The sequence below is a fragment of the Shewanella sp. ISS20 genome, assembly GCF_056522965.1.
Map to the genome: position 1 here is coordinate 1,967,083 of NZ_JAWRZK010000001.1, position 19,702 is coordinate 1,986,784.

At 48.1% G+C, this 19,702-nt stretch carries 18 protein-coding genes and 1 other RNA gene; 7 read left to right on the top strand and 12 right to left on the bottom strand.

Annotation, left to right across the window (positions count from 1 at the left end; translation table 11 throughout):
* The first annotated feature begins 24 nt into the window (after positions 1 to 24).
* The 3 genes from metC (at position 25) to AC1HDP_RS09135 (ending at position 3,347) form a co-directional block, all read left to right on the top strand.
* Positions 25 to 1,215, top strand: a complete 1,191-nt coding sequence (metC, locus tag AC1HDP_RS09125; RefSeq protein WP_479638502.1) for a cystathionine beta-lyase — start codon at positions 25 to 27, stop codon at positions 1,213 to 1,215.
* A 307-nt stretch (positions 1,216 to 1,522) separates the two neighbouring features.
* The gene (locus tag AC1HDP_RS09130) at positions 1,523 to 2,404 is read left to right on the top strand and encodes an alanyl-tRNA editing protein (RefSeq protein ID WP_479638503.1); all 882 of its coding nucleotides are present in this window, start codon (positions 1,523 to 1,525) and stop codon (positions 2,402 to 2,404) included.
* A gap of 229 nt (positions 2,405 to 2,633) precedes the next feature.
* The gene (locus AC1HDP_RS09135; protein ID WP_479638504.1) at positions 2,634 to 3,347 is read left to right on the top strand and encodes an RluA family pseudouridine synthase; all 714 of its coding nucleotides are present in this window, start codon (positions 2,634 to 2,636) and stop codon (positions 3,345 to 3,347) included.
* Positions 3,348 to 3,380: 33 nt separating this feature from the next.
* On the opposite strand, the gene AC1HDP_RS09140 is transcribed toward AC1HDP_RS09135, so the two are convergent.
* From AC1HDP_RS09140 to AC1HDP_RS09180, 9 genes are all read right to left on the bottom strand, one after another.
* Positions 3,381 to 3,857, bottom strand: coding sequence for a DUF1097 domain-containing protein (locus tag AC1HDP_RS09140; RefSeq protein WP_479638505.1), 477 nt, complete (start codon positions 3,855 to 3,857; stop codon positions 3,381 to 3,383).
* 226 nt (positions 3,858 to 4,083) lie between these two features.
* Positions 4,084 to 4,452: a DUF1801 domain-containing protein gene (locus tag AC1HDP_RS09145; RefSeq protein WP_479638506.1), complete on the bottom strand. Its 369-nt coding sequence runs from the start codon at positions 4,450 to 4,452 to the stop codon at positions 4,084 to 4,086.
* A gap of 172 nt (positions 4,453 to 4,624) precedes the next feature.
* On the bottom strand, positions 4,625 to 5,362 hold the full coding sequence (locus AC1HDP_RS09150; RefSeq protein WP_479638507.1) for a hypothetical protein: 738 nt from the start codon (positions 5,360 to 5,362) through the stop codon (positions 4,625 to 4,627).
* A gap of 235 nt (positions 5,363 to 5,597) precedes the next feature.
* On the bottom strand, positions 5,598 to 8,495 hold the full coding sequence (gene gcvP / locus AC1HDP_RS09155; RefSeq protein ID WP_479638508.1) for an aminomethyl-transferring glycine dehydrogenase: 2,898 nt from the start codon (positions 8,493 to 8,495) through the stop codon (positions 5,598 to 5,600).
* A 90-nt stretch (positions 8,496 to 8,585) separates the two neighbouring features.
* Positions 8,586 to 8,975: a glycine cleavage system protein GcvH gene (gene gcvH, locus AC1HDP_RS09160; RefSeq protein WP_479638509.1), complete on the bottom strand. Its 390-nt coding sequence runs from the start codon at positions 8,973 to 8,975 to the stop codon at positions 8,586 to 8,588.
* Between the two features lie 25 nt (positions 8,976 to 9,000).
* Positions 9,001 to 10,092: a glycine cleavage system aminomethyltransferase GcvT gene (gene gcvT, locus AC1HDP_RS09165; RefSeq protein ID WP_479638510.1), complete on the bottom strand. Its 1,092-nt coding sequence runs from the start codon at positions 10,090 to 10,092 to the stop codon at positions 9,001 to 9,003.
* Between the two features lie 298 nt (positions 10,093 to 10,390).
* Entirely contained in the window at positions 10,391 to 11,614 is a 1,224-nt protein-coding gene (locus tag AC1HDP_RS09170) for an FAD-dependent oxidoreductase (protein ID WP_479639866.1), read from the bottom strand.
* A gap of 30 nt (positions 11,615 to 11,644) precedes the next feature.
* Positions 11,645 to 12,850: a 2-octaprenyl-6-methoxyphenyl hydroxylase gene (gene ubiH / locus AC1HDP_RS09175; protein ID WP_479638511.1), complete on the bottom strand. Its 1,206-nt coding sequence runs from the start codon at positions 12,848 to 12,850 to the stop codon at positions 11,645 to 11,647.
* A gap of 11 nt (positions 12,851 to 12,861) precedes the next feature.
* Positions 12,862 to 13,431 (bottom strand): UPF0149 family protein, encoded by a 570-nt coding sequence (locus tag AC1HDP_RS09180; protein WP_479638512.1) that lies wholly within the window; start codon positions 13,429 to 13,431, stop codon positions 12,862 to 12,864.
* A 240-nt stretch (positions 13,432 to 13,671) separates the two neighbouring features.
* Between AC1HDP_RS09180 and AC1HDP_RS09185 the strand changes: the two genes are divergently transcribed.
* The 3 genes from AC1HDP_RS09185 to AC1HDP_RS09195 all read left to right on the top strand — a co-directional run bounded on the left by AC1HDP_RS09185 (position 13,672) and on the right by AC1HDP_RS09195 (position 15,024).
* Positions 13,672 to 14,019 (top strand): cell division protein ZapA, encoded by a 348-nt coding sequence (locus AC1HDP_RS09185; protein WP_479638513.1) that lies wholly within the window; start codon positions 13,672 to 13,674, stop codon positions 14,017 to 14,019.
* 7 nt (positions 14,020 to 14,026) lie between these two features.
* Positions 14,027 to 14,205, top strand: a non-coding RNA gene (gene ssrS / locus AC1HDP_RS09190) — 6S RNA.
* A gap of 33 nt (positions 14,206 to 14,238) precedes the next feature.
* Complete coding sequence (locus tag AC1HDP_RS09195) at positions 14,239 to 15,024, top strand: 5-formyltetrahydrofolate cyclo-ligase (protein WP_479638514.1); 786 nt, start codon at positions 14,239 to 14,241, stop codon at positions 15,022 to 15,024.
* Positions 15,025 to 15,066: 42 nt separating this feature from the next.
* Here the strand turns inward: AC1HDP_RS09195 and AC1HDP_RS09200 are convergent, their stop codons facing one another.
* A complete protein-coding gene (locus AC1HDP_RS09200; protein WP_479638515.1) occupies positions 15,067 to 15,966 on the bottom strand; it encodes a DUF808 domain-containing protein in 900 nt (299 codons plus the stop codon).
* A 203-nt stretch (positions 15,967 to 16,169) separates the two neighbouring features.
* On the opposite strand from AC1HDP_RS09200, the gene rpiA reads away from it, so the two are divergent.
* Positions 16,170 to 16,829, top strand: coding sequence for a ribose-5-phosphate isomerase RpiA (gene rpiA, locus AC1HDP_RS09205; protein ID WP_479638516.1), 660 nt, complete (start codon positions 16,170 to 16,172; stop codon positions 16,827 to 16,829).
* A 151-nt stretch (positions 16,830 to 16,980) separates the two neighbouring features.
* Here rpiA and recJ read toward each other — a convergent pair whose 3' ends face one another.
* Both recJ and dsbC read right to left on the bottom strand, forming a co-directional pair.
* On the bottom strand, positions 16,981 to 18,705 hold the full coding sequence (gene recJ / locus AC1HDP_RS09210) for a single-stranded-DNA-specific exonuclease RecJ (RefSeq protein ID WP_479638517.1): 1,725 nt from the start codon (positions 18,703 to 18,705) through the stop codon (positions 16,981 to 16,983).
* Positions 18,706 to 18,839: 134 nt separating this feature from the next.
* Positions 18,840 to 19,568 carry a bifunctional protein-disulfide isomerase/oxidoreductase DsbC gene (dsbC, locus tag AC1HDP_RS09215; RefSeq protein ID WP_479638518.1) on the bottom strand — a complete coding sequence of 243 codons (729 nt, stop codon included), beginning with the start codon at positions 19,566 to 19,568 and terminating at the stop codon, positions 18,840 to 18,842.
* Between the last annotated feature and the right edge of the window lie 134 nt (positions 19,569 to 19,702).

Below are 19,702 nucleotides of genomic sequence, written 5' to 3' on the forward strand. Positions count from 1 at the left end.
CAATACCCTTGATTGAGAATGAATATGCCTAATCCAAAAATAAGTACCTTATTAGTGACTGCGGGTCGCAGTGAACGCGTAAGCCAAGGCTCAGTAAACCCTGTGATTCAGCGCGCATCATCGTTAGTATTTTCATCGGTCAAAGCTAAAAAAGAAGCCGCGAAAAAACGCACCAATGGCGCCTTATTTTATGGCCGGCGCGGCACCTTAACTCACTTCGCGCTGCAAGATGCCATGGTGGCATTAGAAGGCGGCGCTGGTTGCGCGTTATATCCTTGCGGCGCAGCAGCAGTTGCCAATAGCATTTTATCCTTTGTGAAGAGTGGCGATCATGTATTGATGACAGGCGCCGCCTATGAGCCAACTCAAGATTTCTGTAACATCATCTTAAAAGATATGAATATCAGCACCACTTTTTATGACCCGTTAATTGGTGCCGGTATTGCTGACTTAATGACGCCAGCCACTAAAGTGGTATTCATGGAATCACCAAGCTCAGTGACTATGGAAGTGCAAGATATTCCAGCCATGGTTAAGGCCATTCGTAGCGTAAACCCAGAAGTTATTATCATGATAGATAACACTTGGGCGGCGGGTATTTTGTTTAAAGCCTTAGAGCATGACATAGATATTTCGATTCAAGCCGGCACTAAATACATAGTCGGCCATTCTGATGCCATGCTCGGCACCGCAGTAGCTAATGCGCGCAGCTGGGATCAATTGCGAGAACGTTCATACCTGATGGGGCAAATGGTTGATGCCGATACTGCCTATGTAGCAGCCCGCGGCCTGCGCACTATGGCGGTTCGTTTAAAGCAGCATCAAGAAAGCAGTATCAAGATTGCCCATTGGTTAGCGGCGCGCCCAGAAGTTGAGCGCGTAAACCACCCAGAACTACCAAGCTGCAAAGGTCATGAGTTTTATAAGCGCGACTTTAAGGGTTGCAACGGCTTGTTCTCATTTGTATTAAAAGAAAAATTATCCGATGCCCAGCTGGCAGAGTATTTAGATAACTTCCATCACTTCAGCATGGCTTACTCATGGGGCGGTTATGAATCACTGATTTTAGCCAACCAGCCTGAAGAGTTAAACGCTATTCGCCCTGCTGGCAAAGTGGATTTTAACGGCACCTTAGTACGAGTTCACATAGGTCTGGAAGACTGTGATGACTTGATTGCTGACTTAGCGGCTGGCTTTGAGCGCTTAAAGAGCTAAGCGCTTATTTCTATCAGCGCAGCTTGCAAGCAAGCCTAACAACTAAGCTAAATAATTAAGTTTTCTAACTAGCACCTGCGCCCAGCACGGCTTAAGCCATTCATTGCTGGGCGCATTTTATTTTCTGCTTGCTGCATGCACCTATATGTACCCGGCTATATATTGCAGTATGCATAGGAATGAATATGCGCCTGTAGCTATGCGTTTTTTAAACTGAGTGATGTCTAGCATTAACGCTAACCAAAGCCGCGCCTCTGCAACTTTGATATCATGCAAGTCACCATCATACCAAGCCATAATAATAACCATGACGCAGTTAACCGTTAGCCCTACTCAAATCAGCTTTAGCCAAGGTATATATCAGCAAAATAGCCCAGTTCTTTATTGTGAACATGATGACAGCAGCAGCGTTGTCATTACTGCGGCCACGCCATTTCATCCGATATCTCATATTTGGCCCGATCACCCCGCCGACAAAGGCGTGCTAGTCATCAACCAGCAAGAATATAAGGTTATCGATTGCTTGGTTGGCGCTTGGCATAGTGAAGAGGCTTATCTTACTATCGGCGCGGATATTCCAGTGAAGCGCGATGAAGCCGGTTGGCAGTTTGTGGTCGTGCACCGCATTAATGCCAGCTTATCCATCACGCTAGGCACAGTGGTGAGCTTAAAAGTCGACAGTGACTATCAGCAAGCCTTAAGCCGAGCTCACAGCGGCGCGCATTTGGCGGCGCTTGCCCTTAATAAAGTGCTGCACTCAGCTTTTTGGCGCAAAGCCCCTAGCAGGTTTGATGCCTTAGGCCATTACGATTTTCACAGTTACGCCGAAGAAACCAGTTTTGTCGGTAAAGATGTCTGCCTTGATAGTTATCGCTTAGGTAAAACCTTAAAAAAGCGCGGCTTTAATAATGATGAGTTTATTGCGGCGCTCACCCATGTAGGGGCGCAAGTAAATGCGCAATTGCAGTTGTGGCTACAAACCGGCGCCAAGATTGATGTAGTGTGTGACGGCCCTCATTTAACCGATTCCCGTTACTGGCAATGCCAATTAGATGAGCACAAGGTCAGTATTCCTTGCGGCGGCACTCATATCTCAACACTGCAAGCATTGGCGGATATTACCGTAACCTTGGCAGTCAATGCCGAAGGTAATATTGATATGACAACCCGCACCAGTAAAAGCCTTTAGCGTTAAGGTTAAGGTTAAGGTTAAGGTTAAGGTTAAGCGAATTACGTGAGTTACGTGAGTTACGTGAGTTACACAAATAACACCAAGTGTCGCTATTGATTGAGCCGCGAACAATAATGCCAAGCGCGGCCGTAAACTCAGCACTTAACACAAGGCAGCAAATTTTAAGCAAGTGCTAGCAAGCAGATATAGGTATGATGTCGGCCATTGCATCCCAAGAGACACATTCATGCCTAACATATCCGCCAATAACACTATTCTTGTGGATGATTTTGTCGCGCCCCTATGCCATGAGTTAGTCACTATCTTGTATCAAGATGAAGATATCTTACTGATTAATAAGCCAAACGGTTTATTAAGCTTGTCAGGTAAAAATCAGAAAAACTGGGACTCAGTGCATTACCGCTTAGTGAATGGTCAAGCAGGGGCAACGCCTGCCTTTATTCATGCCAAATTGCCCCACAGGTTAGATTTTGGCACCTCTGGCATTATGGTCGTCGCCCTTAATGCACAGGCCGCGAGCCAGCTTAATCGCCAGTTTCAAGACCGCAACGTCAGTAAGCAATATATGGCCATGTTGGCCGGCTGGGTTAAGGATGATAACGGCCGCATTAATGGCGCCATAGCTAAAGATAAAGACTTGTTTCCGTGCGTAAAAATCTGCGCCGAGACAGGAAAAGCGGCAATGAGTGATTATCAAGTTCTAGCGCGCTTAAATGAGCCCAAGCGCACCTTGGTTAAATACACGCCTCACACTGGCCGCACCCATCAACTGCGCATTCATAGCTTAAGCTTTGGCCACCCCATTCTTGGCTGCGACTTGTATTCAAAGCTTGATAGCCAAGCCATGGCGCCAAGGCTGCAATTACACGCCAGCGACTTGTATTTTGAGCATCCACGCCTTGCCACACCTATGCATGGTTTCAGCCCCTGCCCATTTTAGGTGTCGCTCTACTACCAACAATGGATAATCTAATCAGCGTTTAACACTCATGATTTTGACTTTTTCAGTCAAATTAACGAGTTGAGTCGTTAATAAACTCATGCATAAACCAAGGGCAGAGCCAATTAATAATGGCGGGATAATGGCACTTAAATCTGCACTTAAGGCAAAAGTAATGCAGCAACCAATAAAGGCGCCAGGAATGAAGGCCAAACGCTGATGGCTTGCCTGTAAACACATGGCCGAAGTGGCTATGCCAGTTAAAATGTAAGCCATTGAAGGCGCAGCAAACAAGCTGCTACCTGAGATGATAAGCCAGCCCCAGAATACGCCAGACAGATTCGTGGCCATCGCCATAAGCATGCCTTTCACCCCAGCATGGGTTTGCGCAAAAAAGGTGCTACAGCTTAAAAAGCCAATCCAAGTGACTAAATGCAGCGCATCGGCCGCGCCCGCCCACAGCGTTGCTAACAGCCCTGCAGAAATAGCCACTTGCCAACGATGTTTCATACCTTACCCCTCAGCTCGCAATTCACTTTGGTGAGTGAATTAGTTTAAGGCGAGCTAAGCTACCTTGTTTATCGGTAAAAAAACACAATTTCACACCAATAATTGGCCTAAGTGACTATTAATGCCGTACACCTGCCAGTTATCGAGTAAAGCAACCGAGCAAGTGGCCGCGGGTTAAGTAATGCAACTTACGTGATTAACCTTGCGCTGATTAACCTTATGCAGATTATCCTTGGGATTTCATTTGCTGCGCTGCCGCCAATCCCAAAGCTAAATAGTCGGCCAACTTTTTATCCTCAATATCAGCGATTGAATGCAATTTGATATGGCGCCGCCCTTTGCCACAGCCCTCAAGCAAACCCCATGGATCACAGATATCCGCGCCATGGCTAAATTCAAATGACACATGATGTTTATAAGCAAACACACCACCAAATTGGCCATTGGTGGAAAACAAAATGCCGCCGTATTTCACTTCTTCCGCTGCGAGTAAGGTGCGTGCCATTAGCACCCTAACCGCTTCCACTATGGCGTATTGTTCGCCCTTCAGCAGACGAATATCATCAAGCAAAGCTTGCACTGTTATAGCTGCCATACTCCCTCCAACGCCTGTAAACCTTCAATTAACCCAAATACTGCTTTTGTTAGCCGTCAAAGCTGCAACTCTTAATGGAAAATGTCGGATTTAGCGTTAGCCGCTATACCAAGCCTGCTGATTCCAGTACAGAATGTTTAACAGTGCTGGTGGCGCTAAGCCATAACCACCCTTAATCTAAGCGGCGCCACACTTCGACTTCTTTCAGCTCGCCATCTTCTGTGCGGCGGGTATGCCATTCATCACCGATTAGCTCAAAGGCAAAGCTAAAGCTCTGCCTTTCTTGCATTTCAAAGGATGTGAGACTTGGATATTCAATATATTGATTGGCTTCGATTCGGTACTTACCCGCGCCTGCCGCCCAAATTTGCTTATGATTGTCCTCTTTTTGAATCGTCGTAAAACTAAAGTGGCCATTGGATAACACCTTGATAGCCACTAAATCTAAGCTCGTATAATCAACCCAATGGCCTTCACCATCAAGATAACGCCCTGAGACTAACTCCCAACTGCCGTTTAACGCCAACGCCGCCAGAGTGGCTATGGGTTCATCTGTGTTTTTAGGTACTGCGGCTATTTGAGAATCTGCTGCTAATGCTTTTGTCATTAACGCATCAGTAGCTAATGCTTCTGTGGCTAATACATCAGTAGCTAATGCATCAGTAGCTAATGCTTTTGTGGCTAATGCTGCAGAGGCTTCAGCGCTTGGCGCATCTGCTACTTCGCGGCTGGGTGTCGCGGTTTTTGCGGTTAACTCTGAAGTGTCCGTCACCACAGGGCTTGGCTCAGGGGCTTTAGCATTCGAATCCATAGCTTCGGCATTCACGGCAAAAGCAGGCAACATAACGCTAAGCAAGCAACTCGCCAGTAAAGCTGATGGCATTAGACGGCGCGACTCTACAAACATCATTAATCTTTCCCTATCAATGGCCTATCTTGACCAATCAATTGATTAAAACGCGAACACTGCCGTGATTTTCTCAGTTTTTAAATAAAAGGCAATCTCGGATGCGGCAAATAAAGCCGCTGCGCTTTAGTGCACCAAAAAAGTAGTGCAACAAAAAAGTCGCATAATAAAAAAGCGAACCTAAGGTTCGCTTTTAATTAGCTGATGACAGCGATTCACTCTGCGTTAGCAGCGCTAATTACTCATAGTCACTTAACGGCACACAACTACACATCAAGTTACGGTCACCATAAACATCATCAATGCGATTGACCGATGGCCAGAACTTATTGGCGCGCACGGCATTCGATGGGAAGACTGCTTGCTCGCGGGTATAAGGACGCGCATCAAACTCAGCGTCCATAATGTCCGCAAGTGTATGGGGGGCATTGTGCAGCGGATTGTTATCGGCAGGCCATTCACCCGCTTCTACTTTGGCAACTTCGGCGCGAATCGACACCATAGCTTCGATAAAGCGGTCAAGCTCCACCTTAGCTTCTGATTCAGTAGGCTCAATCATCAAGGTGCCAGCGACAGGAAAACTCATGGTCGGTGAATGGAAACCATAGTCATTTAAGCGCTTGGCGATATCCATTTCAGTGATCCCTGAGGCCTCCTTCAGTGGACGTAAATCAATAATGCATTCGTGGGCAATTCTGTCATTGCGACCGCGGTACAAAATTGGGAAATGCTCCGACAGCTTTTTAGCCACATAGTTAGCATTCAGCATGGCCACTTGGGTGGCGCGCACTAAGCCTTGGCTACCGAGCAAGCGAATATACATCCAGCTAATTGGTAAAATGCCAGCGCTACCAAAAGGAGCCGCCGACACAGCGCCATTGTTCTGGGAAATATCACCATTTTTTACTATGACATGGCCTGCCACAAACGGCGCTAAATGGGCTTTAACACCGATAGGCCCCATACCAGGACCGCCGCCGCCATGCGGAATAGCAAAGGTCTTGTGCAAGTTTAAATGCGACACGTCAGCACCAATAAAGCCAGGCGCAGTTAAGCCCACCTGCGCATTCATGTTGGCGCCATCAAGATACACTTGACCGCCATGCTGATGAATAATATCGCAAATCTCACGCGCAGTTTCTTCGTACACGCCATGAGTCGATGGGTAGGTAATCATCACGCACGCGAGGTTATCGGCAAGCTCGGACGCTTTAGTGCGTAAATCGTCTAAATCTACGTTACCCAACTTGTCGCAAGCGGTAACTACGACTTTCATGCCCGCTAACTGCGCCGTGGCTGGATTGGTGCCGTGGGCCGATTGCGGAATTAAGCACACATCTCTGTGACCTTCGCCGCGCGACTCATGATATTTACGAATGGCCAGTAAGCCCGCATATTCGCCCTGCGCGCCTGAGTTAGGCTGCATGCACATGGCATCATACCCTGTGATATCCACCAGCCAGCTGGCAAGCTCACTTATCATGGCGCGATAACCCGCCGCTTGCTCTTGTGGGCAAAAAGGGTGCATGTTAGCAAATTCTGGCCAGCTAACAGGGATCATCTCCACTGCCGCGTTAAGCTTCATGGTGCATGAACCCAATGAAATCATGGAGTGATTGAGTGCCATGTCTTTATTTTCTAAGCGCTTGAGATAACGCATCATCTCAGTTTCGCTATGATAAGAATTAAAAGTTGGATGACTTAAAATCGCATCATCCCTAAGCTCACTCGCGCTTAACGTAGGTGCGACGGCCATCACTTCTGAATCGAGCGCACCAACATCTAAGCCATGACCACAGCCTAATATCACATCAAACAACTCAGCAATATCAGCGCGGGTAGTGATTTCATCAATACTAATACCCACAGTGCTCGCGCCTTGGCTGTGTGTGCCATCAAGACGTAAGTTAATGCCGGCATCTTCGGCGCGTCGCAGTGCATCAGGGGTAACGTCGCTTAAGGTTAAGGTATCAAACCAGCGCTGGTTAACGAGCTCAATGCCTTTACGGCTTAAGCCAAGGGCTAAGATACCGGTTAAGCGATGAATGCGTGAAGCAATAGTGTGTAAGCCTTGCGGACCATGGTACACGGCGTAGAAAGAGGCCATGTTGGCCAATAATACTTGGGCTGTACAAATGTTGGAGTTGGCTTTTTCGCGGCGAATATGTTGCTCACGAGTTTGCATCGCCATACGCAGCGCCTTGTTACCGCGAGCATCCTTAGACACCCCGATAATGCGCCCAGGCATGGAGCGCTTGTGCTCATCTCGGGTCACAAAGAAAGCGGCATGCGGGCCACCAAAGCCCATAGGCACGCCAAAACGCTGAGCACTACCAAAGACTACATCGGCACCTAAGCTGCCAGGAGATTTAAGCAGCACCAGCGACATCATATCGGCGGCCACACAAATAATGGCTTTTTTAGCTTTTAATGGCGCGATTACACTCGGTAAATCAGTAATATCACCAAAGCGGTTAGTGTATTGGAATAAGGCGCCAAATAATTCGAATTGACTGGCATCACTAGCCTTACCGACGACGACTTCTATGCCTAAGTATTCGGCGCGGGTTTTGATGACATCTATGGTTTGCGGGAACACATCATCCGCCACAAAGAAGATGTTGGCGTTTTTCGCCTTAGACACTCGCTTAGCTAAGGCCATAGCCTCAGCGCCTGCTGTGGCTTCATCGAGCAGAGATGCTGAAGCTAAATCTAAACCGCTTAAGTCCATAGACACTTGCTGGAAGTTTAAAATAGCTTCCAAGCGGCCTTGAGCAATCTCAGGCTGATACGGCGTATAAGCTGTGTACCAACCTGGGTTTTCCAGCACGTTACGCAAAATCACATTCGGTACTAACGTGCCGTAGTAACCCATGCCTATATAGTTCTTTTTCAGCTGGTTACGCTTGGCATAATCTTTAATGATGGCTAAGCCTTCAGCTTCTGAGCGCGACTCACCAACGATTAAGGGCTTAGTTAAGCGAATATCATCCGGCACAATTTGAGCGGTCAACTGCTCTAACGACTCAGCACCAACATAGTTGAGCATGGTTTGCAGTTCAGCTTGGCTAGGGCCTATATGGCGACGCAGGAACATGTCATGCTGTTCCAATTGGGTAAGAGTATTAGAGCTCATGGGTAACCTTTAATGTATTGCCGGCTGTAACCGGTCTCTTAATAAGGGGGCAATATCAACAAAGCCCCAGAGGGGCTTTGAATTGGGCGACTATTCTTCGTCGATAATTTCTTGATAAGCATCGGCTTCAAGTAAGCTATCAATTTCAGATTCATCACTTGGCATGACGCGAAATAACCAGCCATCGCCAAAGGCATCTGAGTTGACTAACTCAGGTGAGTCTTCGAGGGCCGAGTTAACCGCTAAGATTTCACCAGACAAAGGCGCATAAATATCAGAGGCAGCCTTAACCGATTCAGCCACGGCGCAATCATCACCGGCAGTGACACTATCGCCAACTTCTGGTAACTCAACAAACACCATATCACCGAGTAACTCTTGGGCGTGCTCGGTAATACCTACGGTATAACTACCATCGTCTTCACGACGCGCCCATTCATGGGAAGCGGCATACTTAAGTTCAGACGGAATATTGCTCATCGTTTTGGTTCCTTGTTCGATTTAATCAGAATGCTTGTTGTCCATTGCGTACAAACACTGGCGCGACCACGCGTACAGGCACGCGCTTATTGCGGATAGCGACTTCAGCGCAATCGCCAATATCTGCCCCTACCCGCGCCATGGCAATAGCATAGCCTAAGGTCGGCGAGAAAGTCCCGCTAGTGATCACACCTTCAGCCTCTTGGCCTTGGGCGTTAGTAAAGTGTACTGTCATGCCGTGGCGCAGTACGCCTTTAGCTTCCATCACTAGCCCTACTAGCTTATCTGTGCCAGTTGCGCGCAGCCTTGTTAAGGCGCTGCGGCCAATAAAATCACGATATTCTGGTTGCCAAGCGATAGTCCAGCCCATGTTGGCGGCTAAGGGATTTACGCTTTCATCCATATCTTGGCCATAAAGATTCATGCCAGCTTCTAAGCGCAATGTATCACGAGCGCCTAACCCGCAAGGGCGCACGCCAGCATCGAGCAAGGCTTGCCATAAGGCTTCAGCTTCACTCACTGGCACGATAATCTCGTAACCCGCTTCACCTGTGTAACCTGTGGTGGCAATAAAAAGAGAGCCTGTTTGCACGCCAAAAAAGGGCTTCATGCTGGCAACGGCAGCAATTTGCTCAGGGGTAAATACGCGGGCAGCACGTTCTTTAGCGTTCGGGCCTTGCACAGCTATCATGGCAAGCTCAGCGCGCTCAGTCACAGTGACGTTAAAGCCTTCACTTTGGCGAGTGATCCACGCTAAGTCTTTATCTCGGGTGGCTGAGTTCACCACAACCCGGTAAAAGGTCTCAGTAAGATAGTAAGTGATTAAGTCATCAATCACCCCGGCGTTATCATCGAGCATGCCGCTATACAGGGCTTTACCGGCTTGGGTGAGTTTAGCGATATCGTTGGCCAGTAAATGGCGCAGGAAAGGTTTAGCGTCAACGCCTGTGATGTCCACAACTGTCATGTGGGAGACATCAAACATACCGGCATCTTGGCGCACCGCGTGATGTTCTTCGATTTGTGAGCCGTAATTCAGTGGCATATCCCAGCCATGAAAGTCGACCATTTTCGCGTTGGATTCAAGATGCTTATTGTAGAGTACAGTTTTAGCCATTTTCAGCCCTTATCCTGGGAGTAAAAATTGTTGTTCAATCTTGCGATTAAACCGCAGAAATGCTGTGCTTTGCTGTGTTGTTGTGCAGATTTTGTAGGGGAAGCATCTGCTTTGGTGTAACTATTGCCGAATATAAAAATTGCCAAAATTATACATTGAGCAACAAGTTTGTATACAACAAATAATCTTATGCATCACCCCAGCAGCATTAGATTAGCTAATGCTAACTAGAGTGAATATTTTGCGATGAGAAGGCTCGTCACCAGTTGCTAGCCCTTGATTAGGCTGGCTAGCGCCATTAAGAGGAGTGCGGCGCGCGGCAAATTTCTGGCAAGCGGCCGTGTTGCCCCATGGCTTGTTCGATAAACAGTGTTTTCAGGCCAGAGGATGAATCCACTAAGTTAAGACCAAGCTCGCGCACTAACTTTTTCAGCGGATGACCGCCACTAAAGCACTGCTTAAAGCCTTCCATTGCCGCAATCATAGTCATGGCATCGGCCTTACGATTACGCTCTAGCGCCCGTAAATGCCGATATTCCCCGATATCTTTACCGGCATTTTTTAACTCGTTTAAGGTTTCAATGATCCACGCCGCGTCCATCAAACCTAAGTTCACGCCCTGCCCCGCCAATGGATGTATGGTATGGGCGGCATCTCCTGCCAGCAATAAGCGATGGCGGGCAAAATGACGGGCATAGCGCATGCGCAGTGGAAAACTTTGGCGTGAACTATTAAGGCTACATAAACCAAGCTTGCCATCAAAGGCAGCGGTTAATGCGCGGCCAAAGGTTTGCGCCTCACACTCTAATAACTCTTGAGTAACTATGGGCGGTTGTGACCACACCATGGAGCATAAATGCGGGTCAGCCAAAGGCAGTAAAGCCAAAATACCATGTTCAGAAAAAACTTGGCGCGCGCAGCCATCATGAGGCAATTCAGTGCGTATGGTGGCGACCATGGCATTATGACCATAATCCCAAAAGGTTAAGGGGATTTTTGCTTGGCTGCGCACCACAGATTCTGCGCCATCGGCAGCTATGACTAAGCGCGCGCTCACTTCGAGGTTATCGCTTAAATGCAGCCAAGCTTCGCGATCACCAAAGCTTAATCTTAATAAGCTGTGCTGCTGCAAGTGGGTAAGTTTTTCAAGCTCAGCGGCCCGCCGCCCTAATGCAAAGCTTAAGACATCGTTCTCGACGATATAGCCTAAACGCGGTTGCTGCACGCTATCGGCATCGAAATCTATTTGGCCCATGCCGTTTTTAGTCCACACCGACATAGACTGATACGGCCCTAAACGCTGCTGGTCGATATAAGTCCAAGCGCCTAAGTTATCCAGTAACTGCTGACTGCCTAAGTTAATGGCGCTAACGCGCAGTTTAGGCTCGCCCGTCACCATTTTCAGCTGACTGCTATCGATAACTACGACGCTAAGGCCAGCTTCAGCTAAGCCAATGGCTGTGGTTAGCCCCACCATACCGCCGCCGACTATGGCGACATCATAGGTTTGAGTTGTAAACATCAATCAAAATTCCTTGCTAACTATTCCTTGCTAACTAAGACGTCGAAGCGGCCAACCACTGGCGGCGCTCACAATAGGACGTTTTAATGGCGGACACCAAGATAAGAGGCGCAGCCCCAGATTACGGCCAAGCACTAAGGGAAACGCTTGATTGGAAAAACCGCGCACTAGGCTTTCTATCGCCGTTAAGGTGGCTTGTCTATCTTGGCTTCTATGGGCTAAATAGTCGTGGGTGACTTCACTCGCGCCAGCATCTTGGCCACTATTAAGCACAGGCGTTAATACTTGCACTAAGGTGGCTATGTCTCTTAATCCTAAATTAAACCCTTGGCCAGCAATGGGATGCAAGGTTTGGGCGGCATTGCCCACAAACACGCAGCGATGATAAATCGGCCTTGGCATTACCGACATAATCAAAGGATACCCATGACGCTGGCTGATCTTAGTCAATTTGCCAGCGCGATAACCAAAACCACTTTGTAATGCGTGTAAAAAGTCACTGTCAGATAATGCTAAGTAGCGCGCTTGCTCATCGGCCTTCATCGCCCACACCAAGGACATACATTTGCCATCGCCTTGCGCCATAGGTAATAGCGCAAGCGGCCCATGCTCAGTGAAACGCTCAAAGGCGCGGCCTGCATGAGGTCTATCAAGGCTAACATTGGCAATCACAGCGCTTTGATTAAAATCTATGTGCTCGCTTTCAAGCTTAAGACTTTGACGCACAAAAGATTGCGCGCCATCGGCGGCCACGAGCAAACGCCCGCGCAGGCGCCGACCAGAATCTAAAGTGACTTCTTGATAATCTGAATGACTTTTAAGCGCTGTAACATGATCTGGGCAAAATAAATCAATCTCAGCATTGATTAACGCCTGCTGCAACTGCCTGCCAGCATCTTCTAGCCCCAGCACATGGCCAAAACTATCACAGTCAAATTGCGCCGCCGCTAACTGCGTCATGCCAAAATGACCGCGGTCAGATACATGAATATCAGCAATCGCCGTGGCATTGGGCGCCAGATTAGACCACAAGTGCCAACGCTTAAGCTGCTCAACACTGCCGCGCGATAAGGCAATTGAGCGCGCATCGAACCCTGGGTGCTGCGAGTTCACAGTTTGCGCTTCAACCAAAGCTATTTTGGCGGGCGTTAGCGAGCGCAGCGCCAAGGCCAGCAAGGCGCCGGTCATGCCGCCACCTACTATGACTAGATCCCAAAGTTCGGCGTCTTGCTTCATCACACTATCCCTTAATGCACTGTCTTTGGTTCAGCATCCATTTCAGGCTCAGGACCAAACTCTGAGTAACACAGCATGGCGCCCATGCGGACAAATTCCACCAGCTCCATCAAGGCCGCTTCTGACTCTTCATCTTCAACGACGTCAAGCTCAACGCGGGCGATTTCAGACAAGTCATCAATCACTTCACGTACTTCAGCTGATGCTTGCTTAAGCTTAGGTTGGATAATCGCAAGGCCAGTTAAGAAGCTTTGCACCCATAACGATAAGGCTTCTAAGCGCGCAGCTAAGGCTTCTTCTTCATCTGGCAATAATGGCGTAAAGCCAAATTCCATTTCCGCTAAGTTCGTCACCGCATCGTGATACATGTCACTGACCAACACTTCTAATGGCTTAGGCAGTGGCTGACCATCATTCATCAATTCACTTAAGGGCTTTTGCCACCCTTGTGGGCTGGTTTGTACCCCGCCACAGATTAAGCCAACCAAGGCGCCATGAACCTCAACCGCGTCCTGACCGATTTCAGCCTCGCGCAAGGTATTATTCACATGTTCAATGCGTAAAGAAGGAGGGGTGGCCATAGTTAATTTCCAATTACGATATATTGTTAGCAATGCTAGCAGATTGACCTAGGCAGCCCAAGGACTTTGATCCCATCGCCTACAAGTCCCCGTGATTACTCGCTTCGTAAATAAGCAAACACTGACCAAACAGGCAGCAATTAAGTCATCAATACTAAAATCAACGCTTTGTTGGCTTGCACTTTTGCCAGCGCCCTTATATAGTCCGCCTCAAGAGCAAATCACAGGACATAACGCTAGATGAGTAATCGTGCAGTAGAAATCACCCTTTTGGGTCGCACCTACTCTATTGCCTGTCCGGTGGGGCAGGAAGCCGCGCTCAAGCAAGTAGCCGTTAAGATAGAGCAACAGCTAAATGCGATGCGGGCAAGAACCAATAGCCTAAGTCGCGAAGATATAGCCATCATGGCCGCCTTAAATATTGGCTATGAGCTATATGAAGAAAAAATGAAGAACCAAGACTACATAAAACAAATGGATACACGTATCGGTTTGCTGCAGTCCACCTTAGAAAATGCCCTGGTTGAACGTAGTCAACCTGTATCAGCGCCTGCTAAAGCTAGCGCTGATGAGCCCGCTAAGGTATAACTTATTTTGCTCCCTGGGATGTTCGTTGAAGGTAATGTCCCTGTGCCGATATTTACAAACTTAGGGTAGCTGTTTTTACTGACATTGAGCATGCTCGGTTTTCCGAGAAGCCTTAGGAGGTAATCAGTTTCCCGCCTTGAACCTACGGTTCAAGGGCTACACCCGAGACGGCATTCTGGGGAGCATCCCAAGCTTCACATCTAGAGACAAGTCAGCGCCATGGATAAACCTGCGGACTTAGATGCTAGCCCAAAGCATCACTCAATTAGCCAGCCAGCGGTTAATAGCGCTCAGCCTATGCCGCTGCCCTCAGTAAACACCACAACTGCGCCAACAGATAAGTCACAGCAACAAGCTCTTAGGCAATCGCTTAGACAAAACCTCAAGCAAGCTCGCGCAGCGCTAAGTCCAGAACAACAAGCCCAAAGCGCCAAGCAAGCAGCGCATTTAGCCCTAGAGCTCATCACACACTTATGCGCTCAAGAAGTAAATCTTCAAGCTGCAAGCTCTCAAACAGTAACAATCCCAACAATAAACAAGCCGCGCCCAATCAAGCGTATTGCCTTGTACCATACCTTAGGTAGTGAACTTAACACTTTGCCACTTATCGATTTATTGCGCCAACACTTACCAGAATGCGAGCTTTATTTACCGCGCTTACATCCGTTTTGCGCAGGCCATTTGTTGTTTTTGCGATACTCAAAAGAAAGCAAAATGACACACAATCAATTTGGCATAGCTGAGCCCAAGCTTGATTGCCGCGAAGTGATGGCAGCGTCAAAGCTCGACATCATCTTAACGCCTTTAGTCGGGTTTGACCGCCAAGGGCAACGCATGGGAATGGGCGGCGGTTATTATGATCGCACTTTAGTGCATAGCCAAGCCATCACCATAGGCTTTGCTCACCAAGTGCAGCAGGTTGAAAGCCTGCCGATTGAAGTGTGGGATCAAGGACTTGACTATGTAGTGACCCCAAGCGAGGTTCATGACTTTACTCAAAGTTAAGCGCGCCTTACGCGATTAACTTTGAGATTTAAACAATTGCTATCAGCCGCGCAGTTTTTTCACTAAGGTAAACACCACTACCGCGATAGCGCCGCACACTACTCCAAATAACGCATTTAATACAGTTGGTAAGCTATAAGTTAAGGCGGGTCCCACTACTGCTATGCCATGCAGAGCCTGCGCCCACGCTTGAAACACATCGCCCACAGCATGTATGCCGTGCACTAAAATACCGCCGCCCACCATAAACATGGCGATAGTGCCTATCACAGTTAAGGCGTGCATTAATTTAGGGGCAAGGGCTAAAAGGCCGCGGCCCAAGGCGCGGGTGCCAGCACTGGCGCCCGGTTTATTCTGTAAGTACAAACCGGCATCATCAAGCTTAACTATGCCTGCCACTAAGCCATAAACGCCCACGGTCATCAAGATAGCCACAACCACTAAGGTCACGGCCTGTAAGGTAAAACTGCTAGCGGCGACGACTCCTAAGCTGATAGCTATGATTTCTGCCGATAATACAAAATCGGTGCGAATAGCCCCTTTGATTTTTTCAGCCTCCCACGCCGCTAAATCATCAGGAATATCATCATCTTGTTCAATTTCAGTATGCAGCCATTTTTCGGCAAGCTTTTCAGCGCCCTCAAAGCATAAATATAAACCGCCAACCATAAGGAGCGGCGTAATTAGCCAAGGGGCAAAGGCGCTGATGACTAGTGCCAGCGGCACTAAGATGGCTTTATTGATAAATGAGCCTTTAGCCACAGCCCATACCACAGGCAATTCACGCTCGGCGCTAACGCCTGACACTTGCTGCGCGTTAAGGGCTAAATCATCACCCAACACGCCCACGGTTTTATGAGCGGCCATTTTGCTCATTAACGCCACATCATCGAGCATGCTGGCAATATCATCTAACAAGGTTAATAAACTGGCTGCAGCCATAACCGCCTCTAACTATGGATGAAAGTAATGTCCATCATAAGTCATAGTATTGAAATTACCACTGCCGGCATAGGTAGATAACTAACTATTAATCAAACTGAAACTTCACATAATTCATCTTTAGGTAATCACAAAGGCGCCCGCTTCCTAGGGATTATGTATATAATCGGTCACACATAAGCACTGCTAACAAGGATTACAGCATGACCCAAGATGAAATGAAAAAAGCTGCCGCCTGGGCCGCCCTTAAGTATGTTGAGAAAGATACCATTGTCGGTGTTGGTACTGGCTCAACCGTTAACCACTTTATCGATGCGTTAGCGACAATGAAGGCTGATATTGAAGGCGCAGTGTCAAGCTCTGAAGCATCAACGGCCAAGATGAAGGCGCTGGGCATTCCTGTATTTGATCTTAATAGTGTTAATGACTTGGCCTTGTACGTTGATGGCGCCGATGAAATCAATCCTCACATGGATATGATTAAAGGCGGCGGCGCAGCATTAACGCGCGAGAAAATTGTTGCTGCTGTAGCTAAGACCTTTGTGTGTATCGCTGATGTCAGTAAGCAAGTGGATGTGTTAGGTCAATTCCCACTGCCAGTTGAAGTAATTCCTATGGCTCGCTCTTATGTGGCGCGCCAATTAGTGAAATTAGGCGGCGACCCTGTGTATCGTGAAGGCGTAGTGACAGACAACGGTAACATCATTTTAGATGTGTACAACATGAGCATTGTTGACCCTAAAACCTTAGAAAAGCAGATTAACAATATTGTTGGTGTTGTGACTAACGGCTTGTTTGCCGCTCGCGGCGCAGATATTTTGCTGGTTGGCGCCGCTACTGGCGTGACAACAATTAAGGCCTAATGATTAAGGTCTAATTATCAATGCATAAACGCCTGTTAATGGCACTTATGCATGAGCATGCCATTAAGCTCGGCAAGTGACACAAGCCATTAACAACAAGACCCGCAATTGCGGGTCTTATATTTTGGTAACTAGCTAAGCCGTTAATACGCTACTGCGCTTCGATTTGCTCCACCAGCAACTGCAAGCTTTGATTACCGCGATACTCATTGACATCAAGCTTATACACTAAGCGCACTTGTTTAATGCTGGCATCTGGCCAAATCTTGGTATCAACATTAAAAGCGATGGCATCCACCATAATGGCGCCGCACTCAGTTTCTAACATCATTTTTAGATGCTTTTCCCCGACTATGCGCTGCTGAATTAAACGAAAATTGCCATCAAACAAGGGCTCTTCAAACGACTGCCCCCAAGGCCCCGCTTGCCTTAGCATTTGCGCGGTTTCTAAGTTGAAATTACTCAGACTTAATTCGCCATCACTGTGCAATTCACCTGTGAGTTCAGTGAGCGTTAACTGCTCGCGCACCGCTTGATCAAACGCCTCGGCAAACTGCGCATAACAAGCGGCATTAATGGTTAACCCCGCCGCCATCGCATGGCCACCAAACTTGAGTATCATGCCAGGGTAGCGACTATTAATCAGCTCTAAGGTATCGCGCATATGCAGCCCCTTAATCGAGCGGGCTGAGCCTTTGATTTCATCATCATTGCCATGGGCAAAAGCGATGACAGGTCTATGATATTTATCCTTAATGCGCGACGCTAAAATCCCTATCACCCCTTGATGCCAATCGGCTTGGAACAAGGCTATGCCCCAAGGCAAGTTGGCATCATCAAGCCCAAGCTTAGCCAAATGCACTAATGCTTCTTGCTGCATGCCAGTTTCAAGTTCACGTCGCTCGGCATTCAGACCATCAAGCTCTGATGCCATGCGCCGCGCGCGATTAATATCATCACACAATAAGGTTTCGACCCCGAGCGCCATTTCATCTAAGCGCCCAGCAGCATTTAATCTAGGGCCCACCGCAAAACCAAAGTCAGCGGCCACTAACTTGACAGGGTCACGCTTGGCTACATCTAAAATGGCAGTAATACCTGGGCGACATTGACCTGCGCGCACGCGCTTTAAGCCTGCATTCACTAAAATACGGTTATTGGTATCAAGGCTCACCACATCAGCGACTGTGCCAAGCGCGACTATATCAAGTAAGCTGGCAAGGTTAGGATCGCTAATGCCTTGGCGCTCAAACCAGCCGCGCGCTCTAAGCTCTGCTCGCAGCGCTGACATCACATAAAAAGCAACGCCCACACCGGCAATAGATTTACTGGCAAACGGGCAACCCCCTTGATTGGGATTAACTATGGCATCGGCCAGCGGCAATTCGCTGCCCGCCAAATGGTGATCGGTAACCACAACTGTCATGCCAGCGGCTTTTGCCGCGGCAACGCCCTCAATGGATGAAATACCGTTATCCACAGTAATTAAGCACTGTGCCTGCATTGACTGCGCCACTTCAACAATTTGCGGGCTTAAGCCATACCCAAAATCAAAGCGATTAGGAATAAGGTAATCAAGGGCGGTTGCGCCCATCATCCGCAGCGCCAAAATACACACAGCGGTAGATGTCGCACCATCGGCATCAAAATCGCCCATGATCAATATCTTATGCTGCTGCTCAATCGCATCAGCCACAATGGCCGCAGCCTTGCCCATATCTTTCATTGTGCTCGGGCGCAAAAGGTTAGCAAGCGCTAACTCAACCTCGTTGGCATTAACGCCGCGGCGGGCATAAATTTGCTTAAGTAATGGCGGTAAGCTGGCGGGTAAATGCGAGTCGTCTACCCAAGGGCGGCGAATTATGTGTCGAATCAAAACCACATCCTGTCACTGAAAATCTAATGCTGCACCATAGCAAAAAGGCGAGCTATCAGCTCGCCTTTTTTATCTATGCTAGGCGTTGATCAACGCCGTTAGGCATCAACGCAGACGCTATGCACTTCAACTCATTACTGAGTGCGCATGTCTAACATTTTCTTTAAATCGCTCGCAGGCTGATAACCTGGGATCATGCTGCCATCGGCTAACACTATGGCTGGAGTACCGCTAACGCCTATGCTCGCACCCATTTTATATTGACCAGCAATGTCGGCATCACATTTAGCTAATGGTACGGCTTGACCATTTTGTGCGTCGCTCATGGCTTGATTCGGATTAGCCGCGCACCAGATAGAGCGCATATCATCGGCATTCTTAGATGGCACACCTTGACGTGGGAAAGCTAAATAACGCACGGTAATGCCGGCATCATTGTAGTCTTTCATCTCAGCATGCAACTTGCGGCAATAGCCGCAGCTAATGTCGGTAAACACAGTCACCACATGCTTTTCGTTTTTAGCTGGGAACACTAACATCTGATTGGTAAAGCTATTGATCATATCAAGGCGCGGACCGGCTAATGCCAGCTCAGTTAAGTTTTTCATGCCTTGATCAAGATCGTAAATATTGCCGTGAAACAGCTTAGTACCATCTTCCGTGATATACACCACACCGCGATCGGTAATGGCCTGAACTAAGCCAGGTAATGGTGATTCTTGCATGCTTGCCACATCAATACTCAGGCTATCGCTCAGCTTGGTCTTGATTTTTTGCATCTGTGCATCAGTTAAATCAGCAGCTTGGGTCAATGGCGCCAGGCTCAAGGCCAACAGCAAAGAAATGGCTCGGGTCGACTTCATATCTATTCCTTGTGGGTATCGGGTCAGAGAACTACGGCACGTACTGCCTAGCTCTTCTATCTATGACCGCATAACTGCCGCAAAAGTTACACGGCAGATGAATTTAAATCAATCAGTTAGTTTTAATCAGCAGC